The sequence below is a fragment of the Candidatus Avedoeria danica genome (assembly GCA_016703025.1).
GTDB classification, from domain to species: Bacteria; Chloroflexota; Anaerolineae; order Epilineales; family Epilineaceae; genus Avedoeria; species Avedoeria danica.
In genome coordinates this window covers 951,769-976,132 of sequence record JADJCV010000004.1, presented here as the reverse complement: position 1 = coordinate 976,132, position 24,364 = coordinate 951,769, and the positions used below count along the sequence as shown (strand labels likewise).

Genomic DNA, 24,364 nt, shown 5'->3' with positions numbered 1-24,364 from the left:
AAGCCGGACCCCTCATGAGTGACTCCAGCATGCTCCGGCAATGGTCGGAGATCAAGGCGCAGTTCGCCGACTGCCTGATCTTCTTCCGCCTGGGCGATTTCTACGAAGCCTTCAACGAGGACGCCGAACGGTTCGCAAGCGTCTGCGACGTCGTCCTCACGAGCCGGCCGGTCAGCAAGGACCGGCGGATCCCCATGGCCGGCGTCCCGTTCCATGCCGTCGACGGCTACATCGCCCAACTCGTGCGCGCCGGCGTCAAGGTCGCGATCGTCGAGCAGAGCGGCGGGGAAGGGGGCGCGGACAAGCGGTCGCGGATGAGCCGCGCCGGGCTGCCGCAGGCAGCTGAACCGGGCGATGGCGGCCGACCGGCGACAACGGCCGAATCGCCCGGTGACGCGACCGCACTCGATCTTGGCGCCACCGCCCCGCCTGCCGTCAAAACCGCCAAGCCCACCGCCAAGCCCAAGCTCATGGCCCGCGAGGTCGTCCGCGTCGTGACCCCCGGCACGCTCATCGAGGGCGAGCTGCTCGAAGCGCGGCAGGCCAACTACCTGGCGGCGCTCGTCCGGGCCGACAAGGGCGACGGCGTCGGCCTGGCGCACCTGGACATCTCCACGGGCGCCTTCGCGACGACGGACTTCGCGGGCGAGGACAGCCTGCGCCGCGCTCACGACGAGCTCGTCCGGCTGCGGCCGGCCGAAGTCGTCGTGCCCGAGCCCCAGAGCGCCGCGGACGACGCGTTCGTGGCGCGCTTGAAGGAACAGCTCAGCCTGAGTGGTCTGCCGACGGTCGTCATGGGCCATGCCAGATGGCAATTCGAGGACGCGAACGCCCAGCGCGTTCTGCTCGAGCACTTCGGCGCAACGACCCTGCGCGCGTACGGCTGCGCCGACCGCCCGCTGGCCTGCGCCGCCGCCGGCGCCGCGCTCGGCTACGCCCTGGTCGCACAGCGCGGCCAACTGGCCCAAGTGACGGGGCTGGCCACGTATGACGTCGACGACTTCATGACGCTCGACGCCGCGACGCGGCGGAACCTCGAGATCTCGGTCACGCTGCGCGGCGACGCGCGAAGCGGCACGCTGCTTTCGGTGCTCGACACGACCCGCACCGCGCTCGGTGCCCGTACGCTCCGCGCCTGGCTCGACCGGCCGCTCGTCGACGCCCCGCGCATCGCCCACCGCCACGACGCCGTCGGCGCGCTCGTCGACGCGCCCGACGTGCGCACCGCGATGCGCGAAGCGCTTGCCGGCACGCCCGACCTCGAGCGCCTCGTCAACCGCGCCGTCGCGGGCTACGCCGGCCCGCGCGAGATCCTCGCGCTCGCGCGCGCGGCGCGAGCGGCGCCCGCGGTCGCCACGATCGTGACGGCCGCGGGCGGGGCGGCGGCCCAGCACCTCGGCGGCTTGTGCAGGCAGGACACGAGCGCCATCGCCGCGCGGATCGAGCTGGCCCTCGTCGACGAGCCGCCGGCCGTCCTGGGCAGCGCGGGCACGATCCGGCCGGGCGCTTCCGCGGCCCTCGATGCGCTGCACGATGGGATCAGCGCAGCGCGGGCGTGGATCGCGTCCCTCGAGGGGCGGGAGCGGGAGCGGACGGGCCTTCGCAAGTTGAAGGTCGGGTACAACCGGGTGTTCGGCTTCTACCTCGAGCTGCCGAAATCCATGGCTGACAGCGCGCCGGCCGACTACGAACGCCGCCAGACGCTCGTCGACAACGAGCGTTACGTCACGCCTGAGCTGAAGTCGCGCGAGGCCGAGGTTCTCGGCGGCGAGGAGCAGATTCAGGCACTGGAGCGAACGATCTTCCGCGACCTCGTCGCCGACGTCGCCGCCGCCGCGCCGGTGCTCCTTGCCGCCGCGAGGGACCTCGGCATCCTCGACGCGCTCGCCAGCTTGGCCGACATCGCCGCAACCCACCACTACGTTCGGCCGTCGCTGGACGACAGCCGCTCACTCGAGCTCGTCGGCGCACGCCACCCGGTCGTCGAGCGGCGCCTCGGCGGCGTGCCGTTCGTGCCCAACGACCTCGTCCTGGCCGAGGGGGAGATCGTGCTCCTGACGGGGCCGAACATGGCCGGCAAGAGCACCGTCGGGCGAATGGTCGCGCACATCGTGCTCCTCGCCCAAGTCGGGAGCTTCGTGCCGGCCGATCGGGCGCGGATCGGGCTCGTCGATCGGATCTTCACCCGAATCGGCGCGCAGGACGAGCTTGCGGCGGGGCAGAGCACGTTCATGGTCGAGATGGTCGAGACGGCCAACATCCTCCACCACGCCACACCGCGAAGCCTGATCATTCTCGACGAGCTCGGGCGAGGCACGAGCACGTACGATGGGATAGCAATCGCCTGGGCCGTGCTCGAGCACGTTCACAACCACCCGCGGCTCGGCGCGCGAACGCTGTTCGCCACGCATTACCACGAGCTCACGGCGCTGTCCGAGGTGCTCCCGCGGGTGCGCAACGTGTCGATGAAAGTGGCCGAGACGGACGGCCGAATCGTGTTCCTGCACCGCGTCGTCGACGGGGCCGCCGACCGATCGTACGGCGTGCACGTCGCCGAGCTCGCCGGCCTGCCGCAGAGCGTCGTGCGCCGCGCTTGGGCGCTGCTCGAGCGCTTGGAGGAGGGAGACGGCGTGCCGTTGCAGGAGGCGGTCGGCCGGCCGGTGGCCGACGAGAAGGGGCAGCTCTCACTCTTCGCCCCGGCGCCCGCGGCGGCGCCTCATCCGGCGCTGGAGGCGCTGCGCGCGCTGGACCTCGACGGCCTCACGCCGCTCGAGGCGCTGACGCGGCTGTACGAACTCCGACGGATGGCGCAGGGATGACAGCCGGACGGCGGGGCGGTACAATCGTCGACGGATCCGGCTGACCCGGCGGCGTCCGCTGATCCGGCGGCGTCGACCGATCCGGAACACGCACCGCCGCGATTCGCCCCGCACTCGATCCCGTTCTCCTGCACAAGGCATCCTCGATGATCGTGATCCTCCTCGGCGCGCCGGGTTCCGGCAAGGGCACCCAATCGGAGCGCCTGACCGATGCGCTCGACCTGGTCCACATCAGCTCAGGCGACCTCTTCCGCGACCACCTCGGCCGCGGCACGCCGCTCGGCGAACTCGCGCGCTCGTACATGGACGCCGGCGCGCTCGTGCCGGACGAGGTGACGATCGGGATGATCGCCGATCGCTTGGACCAGCCGGACGTGCACGGCAAGGGCCGCGTGCTCTTCGACGGGTTCCCCCGCACCGTGGCCCAGGCCGACGCGCTGGACGTGCTTCTCAGCGAGATCGGCGCCGGGAGTGTAGGGGCCGCGGTGTTCATCGACGTCAGCGAGGCGACGGTCGTCGAGCGCATGGCCGGTCGCGGCCGTTCGGACGACAATCCGGATGCGATCCGCACGCGTCTGGCGGCGTTCCGGCGCGACACCGAGCCCGTGATCGCGTTCTACCGCGCCCAGGGCAAACTGGTGGCCGTGGACGGCGAAGGTGCGGTGGACGACGTGTTCGAGCGGATCATGGGGGGCTTGCTCGCCTGCGAATGACATCGCCGTCGAACGACCGAAGGACGGGGCGTTCGCGCGGTCCGATCGAGACGGCTGAACCGAAAAGGCCGTACGACGCCTCTGGCGAAAGGCTGAACGACGCCGTTGACGCTGTTAATTCAAGCGCGGGGGGCGAATCTCGCCCCCCGCGTTCTTGGAGATGGCCGGAATCGAACCGGCGTCCGAAAAGTTCGGCAACGGATGTACCACGTGCGTCTCCGGATCACCTGTATCTCGTACGGTCCAACCTCACCCGGCAGAGCGCCCGGACCGTACCAGCCGATTGTCTTTCGCTGCCCTGATCAGCATGGGGGCGGCGGCACGTCGACTGCATGATACCCGGCCCCGGAGCGCCTACGATACACCGGGCGGGCATCGCCGCTTTAAGCGGCGAGAGCGAGCGTTGGCTCGGCTTCTATGTTTTTGGCCCTGTTTAACGAGCTTGAGCCAAGCTCGGCACGCAATCCGGAACCAGCCCTCCCCGTCGAATCCATAACATCCCCGGGGTCGCCGCGCGTACGCGGCGCAACGTCAACGATAGCGGGCGCGCCGGGCGGCGTCAAGCACGTTCCCCTGACGCACGCCCGGTACCCCACCATTGCAGAATCGCCGGCCTCCGTACTCTGCCGGGCACCGCAGGCATGTCCTATGGCGTGGTGCTAGCGATCGGAGCGCGCCGTCGCGCGGGCCATCTCGCGGGCCGTGTCGCGCTGCTTGAGGCTGTCGCGCTTGTCGTACAGCTTCTTGCCGCGTCCGACGCCGATCTCGAGCTTCGCCCAGCCGCCCTTCAGGTAGAGGCGCATCGGCACGAGCGTCATGCCCTTCAGCTGCACCGTCCTGCCGAGCTCGAAGATCTCCTTGCTCTTCAGCAGGAGCTTGCGGCGGCGCAACGGGTCATGGTCGCTGTAGCTGGCGGCCTGCCACGACGCGAAGTTCGCGCCGACCAGCCAAGCCTCGCCGCGATCGATCGAGACATACGCTTCCTGCAGGCTGACCCGCCCGGCGCGCAGGCTCTTGATCTCGCTGCCCATGAGGACGATGCCGGCCTCGAGCGTGCGCGTGATCTCGAAGTCATGCCGCGCCCTGCGATTCGTCGCGACGACCTTGACGGGCGGCGGACCATCCGCCTTGCTGCCGGCCTTGCCGGACGCACCCTTCGAACGGGTGGCTGCGCCATTCGGCCGGCCGGACGGTGCGCCCTTGGTGGGCCCGCGACCCGCCGCCGGTGTCGCGCGAGCCGGCTGATCAGCCACCGCCGTCCGCCGCCTGCGCCTTGCTCGCAGCCGTCGTCAACGTGAGGGCTGCCGCGTCCTGTTCGGCCCGTCCTTCCACGACGACGTCCGGTGCGATTCCGGTTTCCGCGATATCGGCCCCGCCCGGCGACTGCCACGTGCCGGTCGTCAACCGCAGTTGCAGCCGTCCGATCTCGCGCAGCGTCTGCAGCGTGCCGTGCCCAAACGTGGGTTCGCCGACGAGCCGCGCGCCCCGCGCCTCCCTCAGCGCCGCCGCCAGCATCTCGGCCTCGTCGCCCGTTCCGCCGTTCACGACGACGACGAGGTCGGCGTCCGTGAACGACGGTCCGTCGCTCGGTGCTTCAGCCGAATGTTCGATCGGCGCCTCGTTGTCGCGCGCGCGCTCGATCCAGACCGTGCCCGACATGAAGCGGCCCGCCACCAGAGCAAGTTCGCTCCGGCTTCCGCCGGGATTGTCCCGCAAGTCGAGGATGACGGACGAGGGTGCCCGCTGCTCGGCCCTCGCCAGCAAGGCAGCCAGATCCTCCGCGGCGCCCGGCATCAGGTGGGCGAGGCGAATGCGCAGCACGTCGCCGTCGAACTCCGCCACCGGTCCGCGCGGTCCGGCGTTCTCGGCGGACCGGGTCAGCGCTCGCGCAAAGATCGAAGTGTCATCGCGCGCGACGACGACCTCGACGTCCGGCATCGACCCGTCCGCCAAGACGATCGACACCGGAGGCAGGCGGTCTCCGCTCGTCACCGGATCGTGCCCATCCGCCGCGGCCGCCTCGGTGGCCGCCGGCGTCGGGGTGGGCGCCGAATCGGTGCCCGGGCCGTTTTCGGCACGCACGATCAGGTCGCCGGCCTCGATGCCCGCCTCCGCCGCCACACCGTCGGGCACAATGGCCAATACACGCGCCCCGCGGCTCGTCTCGACGATCCACAATCCGAGCGGGCCGATGAACGCCGGCGAGAGGGGATCGTCGGCCGCCGGACCCGTCCCATCCGCGCCGTCGTTCGATCCGACACGCCCCGCACCGGCCGCCGGCGTCGCGACGAGGGCCCACGGGTCATCCAGCGCTTCGACCATGCCCTCGACCGCGCCATCGGTGATCGCCGCCGGAGCGGGTCGGTCGCCGTAGAACTCGGAATTGACATAATCCCATGCCTCGCCGTACAGCTGCTCGAACTGCGCCGGAGGCACGACATCGCTTGGGGGCAGGGGAGGGAGCTGCCGCTGCGCGACGCGCGCGACGACTCCGAACAACCAGGCGGCCACGATCAGGCCGAAGCCGACGACGAACTGCATGATGGCGCCGCGGCGCCGCGGTCGCGGCGTGGGGGCGGCGAGCGAAGCTTCGTGGAGCCCCTCAGGTTGCGCGTTCTCGGTGTTCATCAGCGTGCCCCCAGCAGTCGCAACGCTTCTTGGACCGCTCGTTCAAGCTGGACGTCCGGTGGCGCGTCGGCGTCCGGTGCGCCGCCGAGACCGGCGTCGTCCGGCGCAGCATCGTCGCCAGCGGATCCGGCGGATCCGGCGGCATCGACGGCCGTTGCGGCCGGTGATGGGGTCGGCGGCGGCGTTGCGGATGGCACCGGGGTCGCACCGGTGGGGGTCGGGAGGGGTGTCGGCTCTGGAGGGGGCGTCACGACGATCATCGGCGCGATGCCGCGGCGGTGGATGAGCGAGCCATCCGGTGTGCGCCAGATCTCGACCGTCACGCGCAACTCGGAGCCGTCGGACAGATGGTGGACGTTCTGGACCGAGCCCTTGCCGAACGTCTGCTCGCCCACCAGCACGCCGCGGTCGTGGTCGCGGATCGCGCCGGCCACGATCTCGCTGGCCGAGGCGCTGCCGCCGTTGACCAGGACGACGAGCGGCACGTCGTATGCCGTGCCGCCCGGCACGACCCGTTCCTCGTTGCGAACGCCGGCCCGGTCCTCGCGATACGTGACGACGCCGCTCTCGACGAACTCGCTCGTCACACCGATTGCGGCGTTCAGGTACCCGCCCGGATTGTTGCGCAAGTCGAGAACGAGCGCCTCCATGCCGGCCTCGCGCAGGTCGCGGATCGCCGTGCGCATCTCGTCGCGGGTCTCCTGGGCGAAGACGGTCAGCTCGATGTAGCCGACGGTCGGCGCGCCTTCCTCGGTCAAGAGGCGCGCGGTGTTCACGGACGGGACCTTGATCGTGTCGCGCACCACCGCGACGTCGAACGGTTCGGGCGTGCCTTCGCGCAGCAATGTGAGCACGACGCGCGTGCCCTTCTTGCCGCGGATCAGGAGAACGGCCTCGTTCGTCTCAAGTCCCGCGATGTCGCGCCCGTCCACTTTGAGGACGACGTCGCCGGACTTGATACCGGCCTTCTCGGCCGGCTGGCCGCGCATTGGGGTCTGGATCACCAACTGGCCCTGGTCGTTCTGATTCACGAACGCCCCGATGCCGCTGAACTCGCCCTCGAGCTCCGGCCGCTGAATCTCCGTGTCCACTGGATCGGAGAAGAGCGTGTACGGATCGTTCAGCGCGCGCAAGCTGCCGCGAATGGCGCCGTACGTGATCACCTTGGAGTCGGGCAGATCGCTGCCGTACGTGTCGGTGATCGCCTTCCAGGCCGACCAGAACGTGTCGAACCCGGCATCCGACAAGCCGTCTGGCTGCGACCCGGCCGTTCCCGACGAGGTTGGGTTCGACGGCGACGCCGCTGCGTCGTCCGGAACGGCGCCGTCCACAGCGGCTTCCGAGCCATTCGCGCCGGGGGCCGTGCCGCCGTCCGCCCGCCGCGCGACGAGCGTCTCGAGGCGGGCCGTAAGCGCCGGGTCCAACCGGTCCGCGGACCGGTACCCGAGCGCGAACGCGAACAGGAGAACGACCAACGCCACCACGAACAACAACGTGAGCCGCAAGAAGTACCGCATGACCCAACGAACCTCGCATATCAGGGGCGGACGGCGGGGTGCACGAGTATAGCGCAAGGCATGCGACCGATCGGCCGGCGGCTGACTCCCCCGTAATCGCATTTAGTCGACATAATGACCATAGTGCGACATACGCGCAGGCTCCACAACCGCCGCGCGCCGAGGTTCGCCGACCTCCGCAAGCCCGTCGAATCCGCCCTGTCAGCACGCCGTCACTGCTGCGTCAGCACCGGGACCGTCCTGCGTCGCGCCGCCGGGACGCCATGGTCAAGCGGCCGCCCCAACCGGCCGGTACACTGTACATCGTCACTGCAGTCGTGACAGCGCCACCAGATGGAGACGAACATGCGCCGCTTGATCCAGACCTTCGCCCTGACCGCTGCCCTGTCCGCCGCCTTCGTCGCCACCGCCGCCCACGCCAGCGCCGACGAGATCGACACCTACCGCGACGCAATGCGCGACTTCGCGCCCGTGATCACCGATTGGACGAACGACGTCGACAGCTTGGCTTCGGCCAGCGTCGCGAAGCCCGAGCTCGTGTGCTCGGCCGAAATCGCCGACCTCGCTGCTCGCGGCAACTCCATGGCCGAGGACTTGGCTGGAACGGTCGCGCCCGCCGCGCTCGCCGCTCAGCACAGCCGTCTGGCTAACGCCGTCGACGCGATCAGCGTGATGTCCGCCACCGCATGCGGCGCACCGATCACCCTCACTGCCGCCATCGATCACGACCTGTCCGAGGCACGCGCCGCCCTGGTGTGGATCCGCCACTACACGATTCGCACTCCGGCGCCGATCCGCCTCGATCCCCCGATTCCGGCCACGGGCAACTAACGACCGGCGCATCCGACAGCAAGAAGGCGGATGGGGTGACCCATCCGCCTTCTTGCTGTCCGCACGCCGTAGTGCTTCCCTTCCCCCTCACTCCCTTTTGATGATTCGCGCGCCGTGGTATCATCGCGTTATGACAAACCGGATCGCACGCAAGCGCCCCGCCACCTGCGCCGCGATTGCGCTCGCCTTCGCCGCGGTCACCGCGTCCGGCCTGTCGCTCGGCGGCCCCTCCCAGCGCGCCGGCGTACGAGCCGACGAGCAGCAGGAATTCCCGCCGGCCATGCCGGCCGCGGGCCGAATCGTGTACACCCGTCAGGCGTTGGACGAGTTCGACATGTTCACGTCCGATCCGGACGGATCGAACGAGACGCGGCTGTCGGACATCAACGAATCCGCTGCCGGTGAGGACCAGCCCCGCTGGTCGCCCGACGGACAACGCATCGCGTTTTCCACGTTCCGCGACGGCGCCGCGACGCTCCACATCCTCGATGCGCACGGCGGCGTGCCGCGCACGGTCGTCGTCCGCGACGGGATGAGCGGCGATGCCGCATGGTCGCCTGACGGCCGCTGCCTGGTCTACAACGGCGGGCGGGCGGACGACGAAATGCGCTTCGACCTGAAGGTGTGGTGCGACGATGGATCGCCAGACGGCTCGCGGCGGACGCTTACCGATACGCCCGAAATCGACGAGCGGGATCCGGATTGGTCACCGGACGGCACCCGGATCGCGTTCGTCGCCCTACCCCATGCGCCGGCTCCGGCCGACCGTTGGACGCTCCACTCCGTTCGCTCGGACGGCACGGATCGACGCCAAGTGCTGGCGCTGTCGGATGAGCACATCCGCTTTCCCCGCCACGATCCGTCGGGCGAGCGGATCGGCTTCATCGGCAATCGCCAGAACCTGCCGTTCGGCGCTCTCAGTACGTTCGATCCGCTCACCGGCCGGCGCGAACGGCTGTGCGAGCTCGCGAGCGACGCGTGGACGTGGTCACCGGACGGCAGCGAGATCCTGTTCGCGAACATCGCGAACGCCGGAGTCCGCCTGCTCGAGGCGTCCTTCAGCCACAACCTGTCGCTCACGGCATCGTTGGCGCCGCCGATGGAGCAACGGCCCGCCGCTTCCTCGCCGCATGCACGCACCGCAAGTCAATACAAGGGCCTTTACCGCATCGACGTCGCGTCCCGGACCGTCGGCCGCCTGACCGGCGCGGCGGGCGGGGCCGAGGCGCCGAACAGCGCGACGAACTTCGAGTTCGGGTTCATGCCCGACTGGACGGCCGGCACCGCCACCCCCACCGATGGGCCAACGGCGTCAGCGACGACGGAACCGACCCCGACGTTGCCCGATCCCGCCACGCCGACCCCGTCCCCAACCCAGCCGCCGCCGACGGTCACGGCCGCGCCGACCCCGTCCGCGACCGCGCGCGGTGCCGGACGGATCTACCTCCCGCGGATGTTCCGTGCCGTACTGCCCAACCGGCGCCGCTGAGCGGCGCCGGTGAGGGGCACTGCTGAGCGGCACTGCTGAGCGGCACCGACGGGGATCATCCATGAGGCGCACTGTGGCAGGCGGCAGCTCACAGGCCCGGTCGGATCCGATCGGGCCAACGACGTCCACCGCATCCCGCGGCTTCGACCGCCCTTCGCGGCCTCACATGGCCACGCGGTACGCTTCGACGTCGCCCAACAAGTACGGCGGCACTTGTGCCGTGATCCGGGTGCCGCCGGCCTCGTAGCGCTCGTCGTCCACGACGCCGTACGTGTGCAGCCGGTGCAAGAGCTCGCCGGCACTGTATGGGATCAGGAGCTCGGCCGGCACGAGGCCGCCGCGCAGCGCCTCGTCCAACGCGTCGCGCAGCGCGTCCAATCCGACGCCCTCGGCCGCGCAGATCGGAACGGCGTCCGGGTAGCGCGCCGTGAGGAGTCCCCAGCGAGGAACGTCTTCGAGCGCATCGATGAGCGCGGCGCCGTCGCCGCTCTGGCGCAGCGCGCGCCACGTGTCGGGTTCGATGATGCGGTCGATCTTGTTCACGGCCACGACCATCGGCGGTGACTCGAGGCCGAGCTCGCCGAGCACTCGTTCCACGGTCTCCGCCTGGTCGATCGCGGCCGGATGGGACAGATCGACGACGTGCAGCAGCACGTCCGCCTCGACGACCTCCTCCAGCGTCGCACGGAAGGCGGCGACGAGCTCGGTCGGCAGGCGCTGGATGAACCCGACCGTGTCGCTGATCAGGGCCTGCCGTCCGCTCGTCAGCTGGATGCGCCGCGTCGTCGGGTCGAGCGTCGCGAAGAGCTGGTCGGCCGCATAGATCGTCGCCTCGCCGACGAGGACGTTCGAGAGCGTGCTCTTGCCGGCATTCGTGTAGCCCACGAGCGAGACCGTCGGCAGCCCGGAGCGCTGGCGCCGCCGCCGGCTCTGGCGGCGTTGGGCGCGCAGCGTCTCGATCTGCCCCTTGAGAAAAGCGATCCGCCGCCCGATCTCGCGCTTGTCGATCTCGAGCTGCGTCTCGCCCGGCCCGCGCACCCCGACGCCGCCGCCCGCCCCACCGGCCCGCCCGCCGGCCTGCCGCGCGAGGTGGGTCCACATGCGGGTCAAGCGCGGCAGTCGGTACTCCAGTTGCGCCAGCTCGACCTGCAGCATGCCGTCGCGCGTGCGCGCATGTTGGGCGAAGATGTCCAGGATGAGGGCGGTGCGGTCAATGACCTTCTTGTCGAGCGCTTTCTCGAGGTTGCGCTGCTGGCGCGGCGAAAGCTCGCGGTCGAACAGGACGACGTCGACCGACAGATCGGCCGCGGCCTCCTTGAGCTCCTCGACCTTCCCGCGCCCGACGAGCGTGCTCGGCTCAGGCGAGCGTCGACGCTGCGTGGCGCGGCCGACAACGCCCACCCCGGCGGTCTCGGCCAGCGCCCCGAGCTCGTCGAGCGACGCCGCGATCGGCCAGGCCGCCTCGCCGGCGATGTCGACGCCCACGAGCAAGCCGCGCTCGGTCGGCTTGACGTCCCGTAGCTGCCAATCGAGCCGCTCGTCGCCCGCGAGGTTGTCGGTCTCCCGCTCGACCTCGAGTTCGGGATCGTCGTCCGAATCGCCGTCCGCGGCGTCATCCGAATCGTCGAGCACGTCGTCGCCGAATCCCTCCGGATCGAGTGCGGCGCCGGCGCCGGCGACGCCCTTCCCGGCCCGACCGGCCCGGCCGCTGGCGATGGCTTCCTTCTTGACGGACGCATTGCGCTTGGTCACAGGCGGGCGCCTTCCATTTCAAGCAACGCCCCACGTTCGGGGGCCAAGGCCGACGGCGGCCGCCAGTCGACTGCGTCCGACCATGCCGCCAGGTCCGCCAGCGCCCGATCGGCGTACGCGCGGTGGCGATCCGCCTTGGCACGCGGCGGCGCGTCGAGCGGCGGCATGAGGCCGAAGTTCGATTTCATCGGCTGGAAGTGCGCCGGATCCGCGTGCGTGACGTAGTGGCATAGCGCGCCGAGCATCGTCGTGACGGGCAGGCTGGCGGGCGCCTGGCCCAGGATCGCCCGCGCGGCGTTGGCGCCGGCGACGAGCCCGCAGGCCGCGTTGCCGGTGTAGCCCTCGATCCCGGTGATCTGACCGGCGAAGAAGAGGTCGGGCCGGTCGCGCATCGCCATCGTCGGCCGGAGCAGGACGGGGCTGTTGATGTACGTGTTGCGGTGCATTTGACCCAGCCGGACGAACTCCGCCCCATCGAGGCCGGGGATCAGGCGCAGCACGGCCTCCTGCTCGCCCCAGCGCACGTTCGTCTGAAAGCCGACGAGGTTGTAGAGCGTGGCGGCGACGTTGTCCTGGCGCAGTTGGACGACGGCGAACGGACGGCGTCCGATGCGTGGATCGCGCAGGCCAACCGGCCGCATCGGCCCGAACGTGAGCGATTTCCTGCCACGCTGCGCGATCACCTCGATCGGCAGGCAGCCTTCGAAATGCGGCTCGTGCGTCGGGGACGGATCGGACGCGTCGGCGGGCTCAGCGCCGGCGTCGGAGTCGTCGCCGGCGACGCCCACCGCCCCGCTCTCGACCGGCCCGTCCTCGACCGCCCCGTGCGCGCGCTCGAACGCCGGCAGCGGAATCCGCTCGGCGGCGCACAACGCATCGTAGAAGCGGGTGAACTCGGCCTCGTCCATCGGACAGTTGATGTAGTCGCCGGCCTCGGTCTCGCCCCTGCCCCAGCGCGAGCCGCGGAATGCGATGCGCATGTCGATCGAGTCGGCCGCGACGATCGGTGCGAGGGCGTCGTAGAAGTACAGGTGTTCGGCGCCTGTCAGGCGAACGAGGTCGGCAGCGAGCACATCGCTCGTCAGCGGGCCGGTGGCGATCACCGTCGGGCCGTCCGGGACGCGCGTGATCTCCTCCCGGACGACCGTGATCCGCGGGTGGGCCTCGAGCTTTGCCGTCACACCCTCGGCGAACAGCGCCCGGTCGACGGCCAGCGCACCGCCGGCGGGCAGCGCCGCCGCTTCGGCCGCCGCGAGGACGAGCGAGCCGAGCGCACGCATCTCCGATTTCAGCAAGCCGCCGGAGCGGTCGGGGAGCGTGCTGCCGAGGCTGTTCGAGCATACGAGCTCGGCCAAGCGGTCCGTCGTGTGCGCCGGCGTCGTTCGGTGCGGGCGCATCTCGTACAGCGTGACGTCGACGCCGCGCTGTGCGGCCTGCCATGCGGCCTCGCAGCCGGCCAGGCCGCCGCCGACAACGGCGAGGTGGGGGCGAGGGTCACGTTCGGGGTCGGTGCGGTTGGGCATGCAAGTCCTTGTTCGTTCGGTGGACCGCCCGGAAGGGCCCCGCCATTATACTGATCCGATGGACGCGACTCCGATGCACTCGATCCTGCCCCTGATCGAAGCCAAGCGCGACGGGCACGCCCTCGGCGCGGCCGACATCACGGCGCTCATCCGCGCCGTCGTGCGCGGCGACGTGCCGGACTACCAGCTGGCGGCGTGGTTGATGGCCGTCGTGCTGCGCGGGATGGACGCTTCCGAAACGGCGTCGCTGACGGACGCGATGGCCAACAGCGGCGTCCGCCTCGACCTGTCGCGCATCACGCGGCCGATCGTCGACAAGCACTCCACCGGCGGCGTCGGTGACAAGACGACGCTCGTCGTTGCGCCGCTCGCCGCCGCAACGGGGCTCGTCGTCGCCAAGATGAGCGGCCGGGGGCTCGGCCACACGGGCGGGACGCTCGACAAGCTCGAGAGCATCCCCGGCCTGACCGTCGACCTGGACACCGAGCGGTTCATCCTGCAGGCGCAGCGGATCGGGCTCGTCATCGCAGGGCAGTCCGCCGACCTCGCGCCCGCGGACCGCATCCTGTACGCGCTGCGCGACGTGACCGGCACGGTGCCGAGCCTGCCCCTCATCGCCGCCTCGATCATGTCAAAGAAGCTTGCGGCCGGCGCACGCGCGATCGTGCTGGACGTCAAGGTCGGCAAGGGCGCTTTCATGACCGATCTGGACAGCGCCCGCTCGCTGGCCGGGACGATGGTCGCGCTCGGGCGCGCGGCCGACCCGCCGCGCCGCGTGGCGGCGCTGATCTCGGCGATGGACGAGCCGCTCGGGTTCGCGATCGGCAACGCGCTCGAGGTTCGCGAGGCCGTTCAAACGCTGCGCGGCGCCGGCCCGGCCGACCTCACCGCCCTCTCGCTCGAACTCGCCGGCCTCATGCACGTCGCCGGGGGCACATACGCCACCGTCGACGACGCGCGGCCGGCCCTGCTCGAAGCGATCCGTTCCGGACAGGCGCTCGAATGCTTCAAGCGAATGGTCGAAGCGCAGGGCGGCGACCCGCGGGCGATCGACGACGACGTGCGCCTGCCGCGCGCGGACGTCGTTCATGCCGTGCGTTCGGAGCGCGCGGGCATCCTGACGACGGTCGACGCGCGTGCGCTCGGCGATGCGTCCGTGGCGCTGGGCGCAGGGCGGTGCGTGAAGGGCGAGGCGATCGATCCGGCGGTCGGGATCGTCCTGGAGGCCAAAGCCGGGGCCACCGTATCGTCGGGCGACACGCTGGCTTGGGTGCACGCGCGAAGCGAGACCGCCGCCGAGGCGGGCGCGGCGGCGGTTCGCGCCGCGATGCGCCTGGACGAGGCGGACGGTTCGGCCGCGCCTCGGCCGCTCGTGCTCGAGTCGATCCTTCCGTAGCGAGGTGACCAGTGGACGAGATGCGTACCGACAACCCGGGCACCGTGGTCGAAAAGCCCCGCAAGCGGATCCTGACCGGTGACCGCCCGACGGGCCGGCTCCACCTCGGGCACTACGTCGGCAGCTTGCGCCACCGGCTGGCGTTCCAGCATGACCACGACAGCTTCTTCATCATCGCCGACTTGCACATGCTCACGACGAAGCCGTCGAAGGACGACATCGAGCACATCAGCGAGCATGCGCGCGAGATCGTGCTCGACCACCTGGCCGTCGGGATCGACCCGGCCGCGGTCACGTTCTATCTGCAGTCGGCCGTGCACGAGGTCTACGAGCTTCAACTGCTCCTGTCGTCCCTCGTGACCGTCGAGCGCCTGCAGCAGTTGCCGACGATCAAGGACATGGCTTCCGCCGCCGGGCTCGAGCAGATTCCGTACAGCCTGCTCGGCTACCCCGTGCTCCAGGCCGCCGACATCCTCCTGCCGCGGGCGCATGTCGTTCCGGTCGGCAAGGACAACGAGTCGCACGTCGAGATCACGCGCCAGATCGCCCGCCGCTTCAACACGGCTTACGGCGAGGTCTTCCCGATCCCGGACGCCTTCGTCGTCGGCGGTACGCTCGTCGGGACGGATGGGAACGCGAAGATGTCCAAGAGCCTCGACAACGCGATCTTCCTGTCCGACGATGCCGCGGCGCTCCGCCGCCGCGTGCGGAGCATGTACACCGACCCCAAGCGCGTGCACGCGGACATTCCCGGCACGGTCGAGGGGAACCCGGTGTTCGATTATCTCGACCTCTTCGACCCCGACACCGGTGCGGTCGATGCCCTGAAGGCGCGCTACCGCACCGGCACGGTGGGCGACGTCGAGGTGAAGGCGCACCTGCTCGATGTCCTGGAGGCCTTCCTCTCACCCGTCCGCGACCGCCGGGCCGAGTACGCCGCGCGCGGCGGCTTCGTCGACGCGCTGATCGTGGAGGGCACGCTGCGGATGCGCGACGAGGCCCGCGAGACGATGAAGGCGGTCAAGCAGGCGATGGGCCTGACTGGCGCGTGGAACCGGATCGTGCGGCGGGCCGAGAAGGCGCACAAGCGGGCGGAGTGACGGGGCGAACCCGACGGCGCGCCGCCGTGCGACCGGCGCGCCGAACGACTGCGCCCGGGTCAGCTCAGCCCGACGACGGCGGCGACGAGGGCGGCATTCCGCGCATCGTCATCCTCCGCCGCGACCCACCGGATCCCAGGATCATCGGGCCGGAACCACAGTGCCTGCTTGCGCACGAGGCGGCGCGTCGTCCAACGCAGGCGCACGACGACCTCGTCCAGCGTGTCGTCCCCGCGAAGAACGGCCGCCACTCGGCGTAGCCGACGCCGCTCATGTTCGGGTGGTCGAACCCGACGCCGCGGGCGACGAGCGCCCGGACCTCGTCCTCGAGCCCCGCAGCGATCATCTGGTCGATTCGAACGTCGATCCGCCGGCCGAGGTCGTCCGCGTCGCGGGCGAGGCCGACGACGACCGTGTCCGGCACGCTCCGCCGCTCGGCCTGCAGTTCGGACAGTGGCCGCCCGGCGTGAGCGAACACCTCGAGCGCCCGGACGACGCGCCGCACGTTGTTGGGGTGGAGGCGGGCCGCGGACAGCGGGTCGACAGCCGCCAAGCGCGCATGGAGCGCCGGCGGGCCGTCGCGTTCCGCGGCCGCGAAGAGCTCAGCGCGCAGGACAGGGTCGGGCGGGACCGCCGGCACGGACCAGCCCTCGAGATAGGCCCGGACGTACTGTCCGGTCCCGCCGACGAGGATCGGCTGCCGCCCGCGCGCAGCGATGTCGGCCACCGCGCGTGCGGCGCGTTCCAGCACCTCGGCCAGCGAAAGCACGTCCGCCGCGTCCGCGACATCGATCAGGTGATGGGGCACGCGCGCGCGTTCGGATGCGGTCGGCTTGGCGGTGCCGATGTCCATCCCGGCATAGTGCTGCCGCGAGTCCAGTGAGACGATCTCACCGCCGAGCATCTCGGCCAGCGCGAGGGCGCAGCCCGACTTCCCGACCGCTGTCGGGCCGACGAGCACGATCACACGCACCGCCATCTACAGCCCGACCGCGCTCTTGTAGTGCCGGACGCGCTGCGGCGTCCCGTCGCCGGACGCCTCGACGGCCACGACGTCGATCCGCCACGGTCCGTGCCAACCCACGGCCTGGACATATGCCTGGGCGAGGCGCGCGAGGCGCGCCTGCTTCCGTGCATCGACGCTCTCTTCGGGCGAGCCGAACCGCGACCCGCGCCGCGCCCGGACCTCGACACACACCAGGTCCGCCCCGTCCCGGGCGACGATGTCGAGCTCACCCAGCCGGCAGCGCCAGTTGCGCACCAGGATCGTCCAGCCCGCCGCCACCAGTCGTTCGGCGACGTGCGCCTCGGCGCGCGCGCCCATCGGCTTCCGGTCGTCCGGCGACGGCGTTGCGGGCGTCGTCGGGGGTTCGTTCATTCGGCGCCGCCTCGGGCGTCAGATCCGCCGGCAGCAGTCGCCACGTCAGCCGGTGATGCGTCGTCGAGCCGTGCGCCGCGATCGCGTCGCGGTGGCTCGTCGCGCCGTAGCCCTTGTGCGACGCGAAGCCGTAGCCGCGGCAGGCCTCGTCCAGCCGGATCATCCATGCATCACGGCGAACCTTGGCGACGACGCTGGCCGCGGCGATGGAGAGAACGGTCCCGTCGCCCTTGACGATGCTCCGTTGCACCCACGGGCCAAGCGACGGCAGCGCCCGACCGTCGACGAGCACGGCGTCGGGCACGAGGGCCAGTCCCCGCAGCGCCCGGCGCATGGCCAGCCACGTCGCGCGGCCGATGCCGAGCATGTCGATTTCGTCCGCCATCGCCCAGCCGAGAGACCAAGCCAGCGCTTCGGTCTCGACGAGCGGGGCGAGGTGGACCCGGGCCGGACGGTCCAGCACCTTGGAATCGCGCACCGCGGCCAAGCGCTCGCACGTCCGGGTCCGCTCTCGATCGTCCCCCAGCCGGAGCACGACGGCGGCGGCCACGACCGGGCCGGCCAGTGCGCCGCGACCCACCTCATCGACGCCGGCCACGTGGCGGTGGCCGGCGTCGATGAGGGATCGTTCTTGGGCAATGGCGGGAACCGTCGGGGCGCAGGGGGCAGCCAATGGGGGCTGCCCCTACGATTCGGCGTTCGCCTCGGGCTCGGCGCGGGCGACCGCGGCAAACCGGCGCTTCTCGCGCAGGCGGGCCCGCTTGCCGGTGCGCTCGCGGAGGTAGTACAGCCGGGCGCGGCGGACGTGGGCGTGGCGCAGGATCTCGAGCTGCTCGAGGCGCGGGGAGTGGATCGGGAAGATCCGCTCCACCCCGACGCCGTGCGCCCCGGTGCGTCGCACCGCGAAGTTGGCATCGGACGTGCCGGGGTTCACTGCGATCACGACACCCTGGAACGCCTGAAGGCGCTCACGCGATCCTTCGACGATCCGGAAGTGCACGCGCACGGTGTCCCCGACGCGCAGCTTGCCATACGGAACGGCGTCGGGCCGATCGAGCATGTGCTCGACGCCGAGGCTCTTGACGAGGTCGGACATGGTCTGCATTCCTAGAGGTGGTACGGCGAACCGCGGTATGCTACCACGGGGCGCAGCGGCGGACAAGGAACTTCAAGGTTGGCCCGACCAGCGCGCCTCATCCACGTCCGGCGGAACGGCGACCAGCAGGTCCGGTCGGCGCTCCGCCGTTCGCTGGAACGCCGTTCGCTTGCGCCACGTGGCCACGGCGCCGTGGTCGCCGCTGGTGAGGACGCTCGGCACCGTCCAGCCGCGGAAGTCGGCCGGGCGGGTGTAGTGAGGGTGTTCGAGGCGTCCGGCCGCGTGGCTGTCGGACTCGACCCCGCCGGCGAGCCCGATGACGCCGGGTCGGAGCCGCGCGACGGCATCCGCCACGAGCATCGCCGGCAGCTCGCCGCCGGTGACGACGAAGTCGCCGATCGAGACCTCGAGCGTGGCCAAGTGCAGTCGGACGCGCTCGTCGAAGCCTTCGTAGTGGCCACACAGGAGGATGAACCGGTCCGCAGCGGCGAGGCTTCGGGCTCGGGCGTGGTCGAAGCGGTGGCCTTGGGGCGTCATCAGGACGACCGGGCACGGCGGCGGTGGGCCGTCCGGACGGAGCGGTTCGATCCCGAGCAGGTCCTCGACGGCGCGAAACAGCGGCTCCGGCTTGAGGACCATGCCGCCGCCGCCGCCGAAGGCGTAGTCGTCCGCCGTGCGGTGGCGGTCCGTCGCCCACAGCCGCAGGTCGTGCACGCGGATGTCGACGAGGCCGGCGGCGACGGCGCGGGCGATCATGCTGTGGTCGAACGGCCCGGCGAACATCGCCGGGAACAACGTCACGATATCGATGCGCAGCGCGTCCGAACCCGGTGCCGGTCCGCCGACCGGCGCGGGCGGATCGTTGCCCGCCTCGCTTGGCTCCGTATACTCCCCCGCCACGATGAACCCCCTCTCGCCTCTTCCCATCAGCGGTGCGCTGGCCGGCGGTGAGCCGGATCCGCGGCGGCGTCGGCGGCGTCGACGCCGATTCGCGCTCGCCGCCCTCCTGCTGGGCGCCGTCGTGCTGCCCGCGTGGTGGCAGATCGCCCGCCCGTCCTTCCCCGCCGGCCCGATCCGCCTGCCGGCGTGGCTGGCTGCGACGGCCACGCCCAGCCCATCGCCCCGGCCGGCCACGCCGTCCCCGCGGCCGAGCGCGACGGCGACACCGTGGGCGCCTGCGGTGGGCGTCGTTTCGCCGCCCGCCCCGTTCTTCCGCTTCGGCCGCCCGTTCGATCCGCCCGACCTCGCCCTGCCCGCGAACTCATACCTCTACGGCACGAACGCCGAAGGTTCGCTCCTCCTCCACCACGGCAACGACCTTGGCGCCGGCGCGGGCACCGAGGTGCGCTCGATCGGCGACGGGACGGTGGCGTATGCGGGCGAGGACGAAGCCCGCCGCTTCGGACCGACGTTCGACTTCTTCGGCCGGCTCGTCATCGTCCGACATGATGCCACGCTCGACGGCCAGCCGTTGTACTCGCTGTATGGGCATCTGGCGTCGACGCGGGTGCGGTATGGGCAGAAGGTGCAGCGCGGTGCCGCGATCGGCACCGTCGGGATGGCCGGGATCGCGCTCGGGCCGCACCTGCACCTTGAGGTCCGCACGGCAGCGGTCGACTACGAGGCCACGCGCAACCCGTTGTTGTTCCTGGCGCCCGTGCCGGGCACCGGCGCCGTCGTCGCCCGCGTCCGCGACGCCGTCGGGCGGCCGCTGCACGGTGCGCAGGTTGGATTGTTTGCGCTGGACGGCGGCGAGCGTTGGATCGCCAACAGTCGGACCTATCCGGCCGAGCACGTCCATCCAACTGCGCCGTTCGACGAGAACCTCGTCTTCAGCGACCTGCCGCCCGGCCGCTACGCGCTGTCCATGGTCCACCACAGCGCGTCGATCCGCACCGAAGTGACGATTCCCGGCGACGGCGTCGCGTTCGCCGTCCTCGCACCGTGACGTCACATCCGCCGAAGACCTCACATCCGCCGAATCAGGAGCCGCCGATGCCCGCCCGCTTCGACACCTACTACGACAACGACGACCTGTCGGCGCAGCTGGCCGAGCTCGTCGCGGCCCATCCGACGCTCGCCCGGCGCGACGTGCTCGGGCTGTCGCACGAGGGGCGCGAGATCGAGCTCATCGTCCTCACGAACACGGCGACCGGGCCGGACACGGACAAGCCGGCGCTGTGGATCGACGCGAACATCCACGCCACGGAGGTGACGGCGTCGATGGCCGCGCTCTACGTGATCCACAGCGTGCTGACGCGCCACGACGCCGGCGACGAAGCGATTCGTCGCATCCTGGACACCGGCGCGCTGTACATTGTGCCCCGCCTGAATCCGGACGGCGCGGCGCTGGCGCTGTCTGCTTCGCCGCGCCACGTGCGCAGCAGCACGCGGCGCTACCCCTACCAGGACAAGCAGGACGGCCTGCATGCCGAGGACATCGACGGCAACGGGCGGATCCTGCAGATGCGGATCCAAGACCCGAACGGCGACTGGAAGGCGTCCGATCACGACCCGCGCTGCATGGTCAAGCGCGCACCGGACGAGCACGGCGGGACATACTATCGCGTGTTGCCGGAAGGAACGATTCACAACTACGACGGCCACGTGATCAAGCTTGCCCGGCCCGAGCAGAGCCTCGACCTGAACCGGAACTTTGCCGGCGGATGGCGGCCCGAGGGCCAGCAGTACGGCGCGGGCGACTACCCCGGTTCCGAGCCCGAGGCGCAGGCCGTGCTCCGGTTCTTCGCCGCGCACGACAACGTCTTCGGCGCGCTGACCTACCACACCTACAGCCGCGCGATCCTGCGCCCGTTCTCGATGAAGCCCGACGACGAGATGGACACGGCCGACAAGTTCACGTACGAGGCCATCGGCCAGCGGGGGACCGACCTGACCGGCTACCCGAACGTCAGCGTCTACCACCACTTCCGCTACCACCCCAAAGAGGTGATCAGCGGCGTGTTCGACGATTGGCTCTACAGCGACCGCGGCGTCTTCGCCTTCACCGTCGAGCTCTGGGACCTGCCGACGGCGGCCGGGATCGAAGAGAAGAACAAGGAGAAGCGGTTCATCGAATGGATGCGCTTCCACCCGACGGCCGACGACGTGAAGATCTTCGACTGGCTCGCGGCGAACGCGCCGGACCAGCTGCACACCTGGACGCCGTTCGACCACCCGCAGCTCGGCCCGGTCGAAGTCGGCGGCGCGAACGGCTTCCTCACGTGGCGCAACCCGCCGCCCCACCTCCTGGAGGCCGAGATCGCTCCGCAGGCCGCCTTCGCCCTCGCCTTCGCCGACCTCGCCCCGCGCCTCGCCTGGCGCGCCCTGGAGGCGACTGCGCTCGGCGACGACGTCTGGCGGATCGTCGCCGTCGTCGACAACACCGGCTTCCTGGCGACGTCCGCCAGCCAGCAGGCGCGCAAGGTCGGCACCGCCCGCCCGGTGCGACTCGAACTGCACCTCGGCGACGGCGCCACGCTCGTCGGCGGGCCGCCGGCCGTCGAGGTCGGCCACCTCGAGGGTCGCGCCAGCAAGATGGCCGGCGGCTGGTTCTCGAACGGCGCCACGGATCACCGCGGCAAGGCGGAGTGGCTCGTACGGGCGCCGGCGGGGGCGACGCTGTCGATCACCGCGCACGGGGCGCGGGCCGGGACCCTTCGGGGGGATGTGCGGTTGGGATGAGGGGTTGGGCAACAGCCGCGCGCCCGCCCCGCGATCAAGCCGTCTCCCGCCCCAACATCGGGCCGAGCGCCCGCCCCCCCACCAAGTGCATGTGCACGTGGAACACCTCCTGCCCGCCGTCCTTGTTGCAGTTCACGATCAGGCGGTAGCCGCCCTCGGCGATCCCGTCGCGCGCGGCCAGCGTGCGCGCGACGGTGAACATCCGCCCGAGCGCCGGTTCGTCATCCGCGGTCGCGTCGTTCACGGTCGGGATCGCGCGGTTCGGGACGATGACGATGTGCGTCGGCGCGCGCGGGGTGATGTCGCGGAAGGCGGTCACGAGATCATCGTGGTGGAGGATTTCAGCCGGAATCTCGCCGGCGATGATCTTCTCGAAGATGGTGGCCATGGGCTGTCCCTCGCTTGCGGTGGACGGATCGGGTCGCGTCGTGGCAGATCGGTTCGGTTCGAGGCGGATCGAGTTCGGGCGTGGCGGACGGCGGCAGTGTAGCGCGGCGCGGCGGCGGGTGGGGAAAGATTGGCCCTGGATCGGGCCGTCGGTTGAACTCAACCGCCCACGAAACATCCGCACGGAGTCGACGACAATGGCCAAATCGACCGGTGGCGACGGACGCGCGAAGCCGCGCGAGCGGAAGCTGATCAGCGGCACGCTCGAGGCCGCGCTGAACGCCCAGATCGGACGCGAGTTCGGTGCTTCTCTCGAGTACGTCAGCATCGCCAGCTACTTCGATCGTTCCAGCCTGCCGCAGCTGGCGGACTTCTTCTATCGCCAGGCCGACGAAGAGAAGATGCACGCGATGAAGTTCGTGCACTTCGTGAACGACTCGGGCGGCGAGGTGGCGATCCCGGCGATCCCGGCGGCGCGCCACGCCTTCGCCTCGGCGGAGGATGCGGTGAACGCGGCGCTGGCGTGGGAGCACGCCGTCACCGGCCACATCAACGACCTCATGGGCACCGCGCTCGACGAGCGGAACTTCATCGCGCAGCAGTTCCTGCAGTGGTTCGTCGCCGAGCAGCTCGAGGAGGTCGCCTCGATCGGCGAGCTGCTGGCAACCGTCGAGCGCGCCGGCGAGGGCAACCTGCTGGCGGTCGAAGACTACGTCGCCCGCCGGCCGCAGGCGGCGGCGGAACCGGCGCCGTGAGCGAGGCTGGGTCGCCGGCGAGCCCATTCCTTCGCACCATCGCCGAGCGCGGTTTGATCCACCAGTGCACGGACCTCGCCGCGCTCGACGAGGCGCTGTTGCGCGGCCCGCAGACGGCCTACATCGGCTTCGACCTCACCGCGCCGAGCCTGCATGTGGGCAATCTCGTGAACATCATGCAGCTGCGGCGGCTGCAGCAGGCCGGCCACCGCCCGATCGCGCTCCTGGGCGGCGGGACGACGCGGATCGGCGATCCGTCCGGCAAGGACGAGATGCGGCCGGTGCTGGATGCGGCGGCGATTCAAGCGAACCGCGATCGGATCCGCGGGACGTTCGAGCGACTGCTGGACGTCGACGGACCGAACGGCGCGCTGATTCTGGACAACGGCGAGTGGCTCCGGCGCACTGGGCTACATCGACTTCCTGCGCGATGTCGGGCGGCACTTCACGGTGAACCGCTTGCTCGCGCTGGAGAGCATCCGCAGCCGGCTGGACCGCGAGCAGGCGCTCAGCTTCCTGGAGTTCAACTACGCCGTCGTCCAGGCATATGACTTCGTCGAGCTGTTCGATCGGCACGGATGCGCGTTGCAGATGGGCGGATCGGACCAGTGGGGCAACATCACGATGGGCGTCGACCTCGCCCGCCGGATGCGCGGCGCCGAGCTGCAGGGCCTGACGTCCCGCTCCTGCTCACCGCCGATGGCAAGAAGATGGGCAAGACGGAATCGGGCGCCGTCTGGCTCGCGGCCGACATGCTCTCGCCCTACGACTACTGGCAATACTGGCGGAACTGCGATGACGCGCAGGTCGGCCAGCTGCTCCGGATCTTCACCGAACTGCCGACGGCCGAGATCGACGCCGTGGCGCCGCGCGATGGGCAGGCGCTGAACGACGCCAAGGTCGTGCTGGCGAACGAGGCGACCGCGCTCCTGCACGGCGAGGGTGCCGCCCGCGATGCCGCCGCGACGGCGAGCGCCGTATTCGCCGGCGGCGGCACGGGCGCCGGCCTGCCGGAGATCGAGATCCCGCGTGCCGACCTCTTGGCGGGTGTTCCGGCCTTCCAGCTCCTCGTCCGCGCCGGCCTCGCCGAGAGCGGCAGCGATGCCCGCCGCGTGATCGCCGAGCGCGGCGCGGTGGTGAACGGCGTCGTCGTGGCGGACGCGATGACGGCCGTGACGCTGGGCGACGTCGGCGCGGACGGCACGATCCGGCTCGCGCGCGGCAAGAAGCGGCACGCGCTCGTCCGGCCGTCCGCGACGTAACGCCCGCACCGAGCCACCGCTCGCCACCAAGGAG

The 24,364-nt window shown here is 70.8% G+C and carries 20 protein-coding genes, 1 other RNA gene and 1 pseudogene; 10 read left to right on the top strand and 12 right to left on the bottom strand.

Annotated elements, in window-relative coordinates:
• Positions 1–14 precede the first annotated feature (14 nt).
• Positions 15–2,819, top strand: coding sequence for a DNA mismatch repair protein MutS (gene mutS, locus IPG72_07350; protein MBK6768810.1), 2,805 nt, complete (start codon positions 15–17; stop codon positions 2,817–2,819).
• A 146-nt stretch (positions 2,820–2,965) separates the two neighbouring features.
• Positions 2,966–3,532 carry an adenylate kinase gene (locus IPG72_07345; GenBank protein MBK6768809.1) on the top strand — a complete coding sequence of 189 codons (567 nt, stop codon included), beginning with the start codon at positions 2,966–2,968 and terminating at the stop codon, positions 3,530–3,532.
• Between the two features lie 154 nt (positions 3,533–3,686).
• Here IPG72_07345 and ssrA read toward each other — a convergent pair.
• From ssrA to IPG72_07325, 4 genes are all read right to left on the bottom strand, one after another.
• Positions 3,687–4,035: a transfer-messenger RNA gene (gene ssrA, locus IPG72_07340) on the bottom strand.
• A 156-nt stretch (positions 4,036–4,191) separates the two neighbouring features.
• Positions 4,192–4,785: an SsrA-binding protein SmpB gene (gene smpB, locus IPG72_07335; GenBank protein MBK6768808.1), complete on the bottom strand. Its 594-nt coding sequence runs from the start codon at positions 4,783–4,785 to the stop codon at positions 4,192–4,194.
• A complete protein-coding gene (locus IPG72_07330) occupies positions 4,778–6,160 on the bottom strand; it encodes a hypothetical protein (GenBank protein ID MBK6768807.1) in 1,383 nt (460 codons plus the stop codon). Before IPG72_07330 ends, smpB begins: the two co-directional genes overlap by 8 nt.
• A complete protein-coding gene (locus IPG72_07325; protein ID MBK6768806.1) occupies positions 6,160–7,677 on the bottom strand; it encodes a S41 family peptidase in 1,518 nt (505 codons plus the stop codon). Before IPG72_07325 ends, IPG72_07330 begins: the two co-directional genes overlap by 1 nt.
• Positions 7,678–8,022: 345 nt before the next feature.
• Between IPG72_07325 and IPG72_07320 the strand changes: the two genes are divergently transcribed.
• Positions 8,023–8,508 (top strand): hypothetical protein, encoded by a 486-nt coding sequence (locus tag IPG72_07320; GenBank protein ID MBK6768805.1) that lies wholly within the window; start codon positions 8,023–8,025, stop codon positions 8,506–8,508.
• 130 nt (positions 8,509–8,638) lie between these two features.
• Positions 8,639–9,997, top strand: a complete 1,359-nt coding sequence (locus IPG72_07315; GenBank protein ID MBK6768804.1) for a PD40 domain-containing protein — start codon at positions 8,639–8,641, stop codon at positions 9,995–9,997.
• Positions 9,998–10,159: 162 nt separating this feature from the next.
• Here IPG72_07315 and hflX read toward each other — a convergent pair whose 3' ends face one another.
• A complete protein-coding gene (gene hflX / locus IPG72_07310) occupies positions 10,160–11,629 on the bottom strand; it encodes a GTPase HflX (protein ID MBK6768803.1) in 1,470 nt (489 codons plus the stop codon).
• Between the two features lie 116 nt (positions 11,630–11,745).
• Positions 11,746–13,272, bottom strand: coding sequence for a methylenetetrahydrofolate--tRNA-(uracil(54)-C(5))-methyltransferase (FADH(2)-oxidizing) TrmFO (trmFO, locus tag IPG72_07305; GenBank protein ID MBK6768802.1), 1,527 nt, complete (start codon positions 13,270–13,272; stop codon positions 11,746–11,748).
• 73 nt (positions 13,273–13,345) lie between these two features.
• Between trmFO and IPG72_07300 the strand changes: the two genes are divergently transcribed.
• Both IPG72_07300 and trpS read left to right on the top strand, forming a co-directional pair.
• Positions 13,346–14,668, top strand: a complete 1,323-nt coding sequence (locus tag IPG72_07300; protein ID MBK6768801.1) for a thymidine phosphorylase — start codon at positions 13,346–13,348, stop codon at positions 14,666–14,668.
• 20 nt (positions 14,669–14,688) lie between these two features.
• Positions 14,689–15,768 carry a tryptophan--tRNA ligase gene (gene trpS, locus IPG72_07295; protein ID MBK6768800.1) on the top strand — a complete coding sequence of 360 codons (1,080 nt, stop codon included), beginning with the start codon at positions 14,689–14,691 and terminating at the stop codon, positions 15,766–15,768.
• Positions 15,769–15,832: 64 nt separating this feature from the next.
• Here trpS and miaA read toward each other — a convergent pair whose 3' ends face one another.
• From miaA to trmD, 5 genes are all read right to left on the bottom strand, one after another.
• Positions 15,833–16,735, bottom strand: coding sequence for a tRNA (adenosine(37)-N6)-dimethylallyltransferase MiaA (miaA, locus tag IPG72_07290; protein MBK6768799.1), 903 nt, complete (start codon positions 16,733–16,735; stop codon positions 15,833–15,835).
• A gap of 12 nt (positions 16,736–16,747) precedes the next feature.
• Positions 16,748–17,092, bottom strand: a complete 345-nt coding sequence (locus IPG72_07285; GenBank protein MBK6768798.1) for a YraN family protein — start codon at positions 17,090–17,092, stop codon at positions 16,748–16,750.
• Positions 17,001–17,765 (bottom strand): ribonuclease HII, encoded by a 765-nt coding sequence (locus IPG72_07280; GenBank protein ID MBK6768797.1) that lies wholly within the window; start codon positions 17,763–17,765, stop codon positions 17,001–17,003. Before IPG72_07280 ends, IPG72_07285 begins: the two co-directional genes overlap by 92 nt.
• 66 nt (positions 17,766–17,831) lie before the next feature.
• Positions 17,832–18,242, bottom strand: a complete 411-nt coding sequence (gene rplS / locus IPG72_07275) for a 50S ribosomal protein L19 (GenBank protein MBK6768796.1) — start codon at positions 18,240–18,242, stop codon at positions 17,832–17,834.
• Between the two features lie 72 nt (positions 18,243–18,314).
• Complete coding sequence (trmD, locus tag IPG72_07270) at positions 18,315–19,058, bottom strand: tRNA (guanosine(37)-N1)-methyltransferase TrmD (GenBank protein MBK6768795.1); 744 nt, start codon at positions 19,056–19,058, stop codon at positions 18,315–18,317.
• Between the two features lie 85 nt (positions 19,059–19,143).
• On the opposite strand from trmD, the gene IPG72_07265 reads away from it, so the two are divergent.
• Positions 19,144–20,190 carry a peptidoglycan DD-metalloendopeptidase family protein gene (locus tag IPG72_07265; protein MBK6768794.1) on the top strand — a complete coding sequence of 349 codons (1,047 nt, stop codon included), beginning with the start codon at positions 19,144–19,146 and terminating at the stop codon, positions 20,188–20,190.
• Positions 20,191–20,237: 47 nt separating this feature from the next.
• Positions 20,238–21,926: a carboxypeptidase gene (locus tag IPG72_07260; GenBank protein ID MBK6768793.1), complete on the top strand. Its 1,689-nt coding sequence runs from the start codon at positions 20,238–20,240 to the stop codon at positions 21,924–21,926.
• A 34-nt stretch (positions 21,927–21,960) separates the two neighbouring features.
• Here IPG72_07260 and IPG72_07255 read toward each other — a convergent pair whose 3' ends face one another.
• The gene (locus IPG72_07255) at positions 21,961–22,314 is read right to left on the bottom strand and encodes an HIT domain-containing protein (protein MBK6768792.1); all 354 of its coding nucleotides are present in this window, start codon (positions 22,312–22,314) and stop codon (positions 21,961–21,963) included.
• Positions 22,315–22,510: 196 nt separating this feature from the next.
• Between IPG72_07255 and IPG72_07250 the strand changes: the two genes are divergently transcribed.
• Entirely contained in the window at positions 22,511–23,068 is a 558-nt protein-coding gene (locus IPG72_07250; protein ID MBK6768791.1) for a ferritin, read from the top strand.
• A pseudogene (locus tag IPG72_07245) lies at positions 23,065–24,330 on the top strand (tyrosine--tRNA ligase). The gene IPG72_07250 and the pseudogene IPG72_07245 overlap by 4 nt, the downstream one beginning before the upstream one ends.
• Positions 24,331–24,364 lie beyond the last annotated feature (34 nt).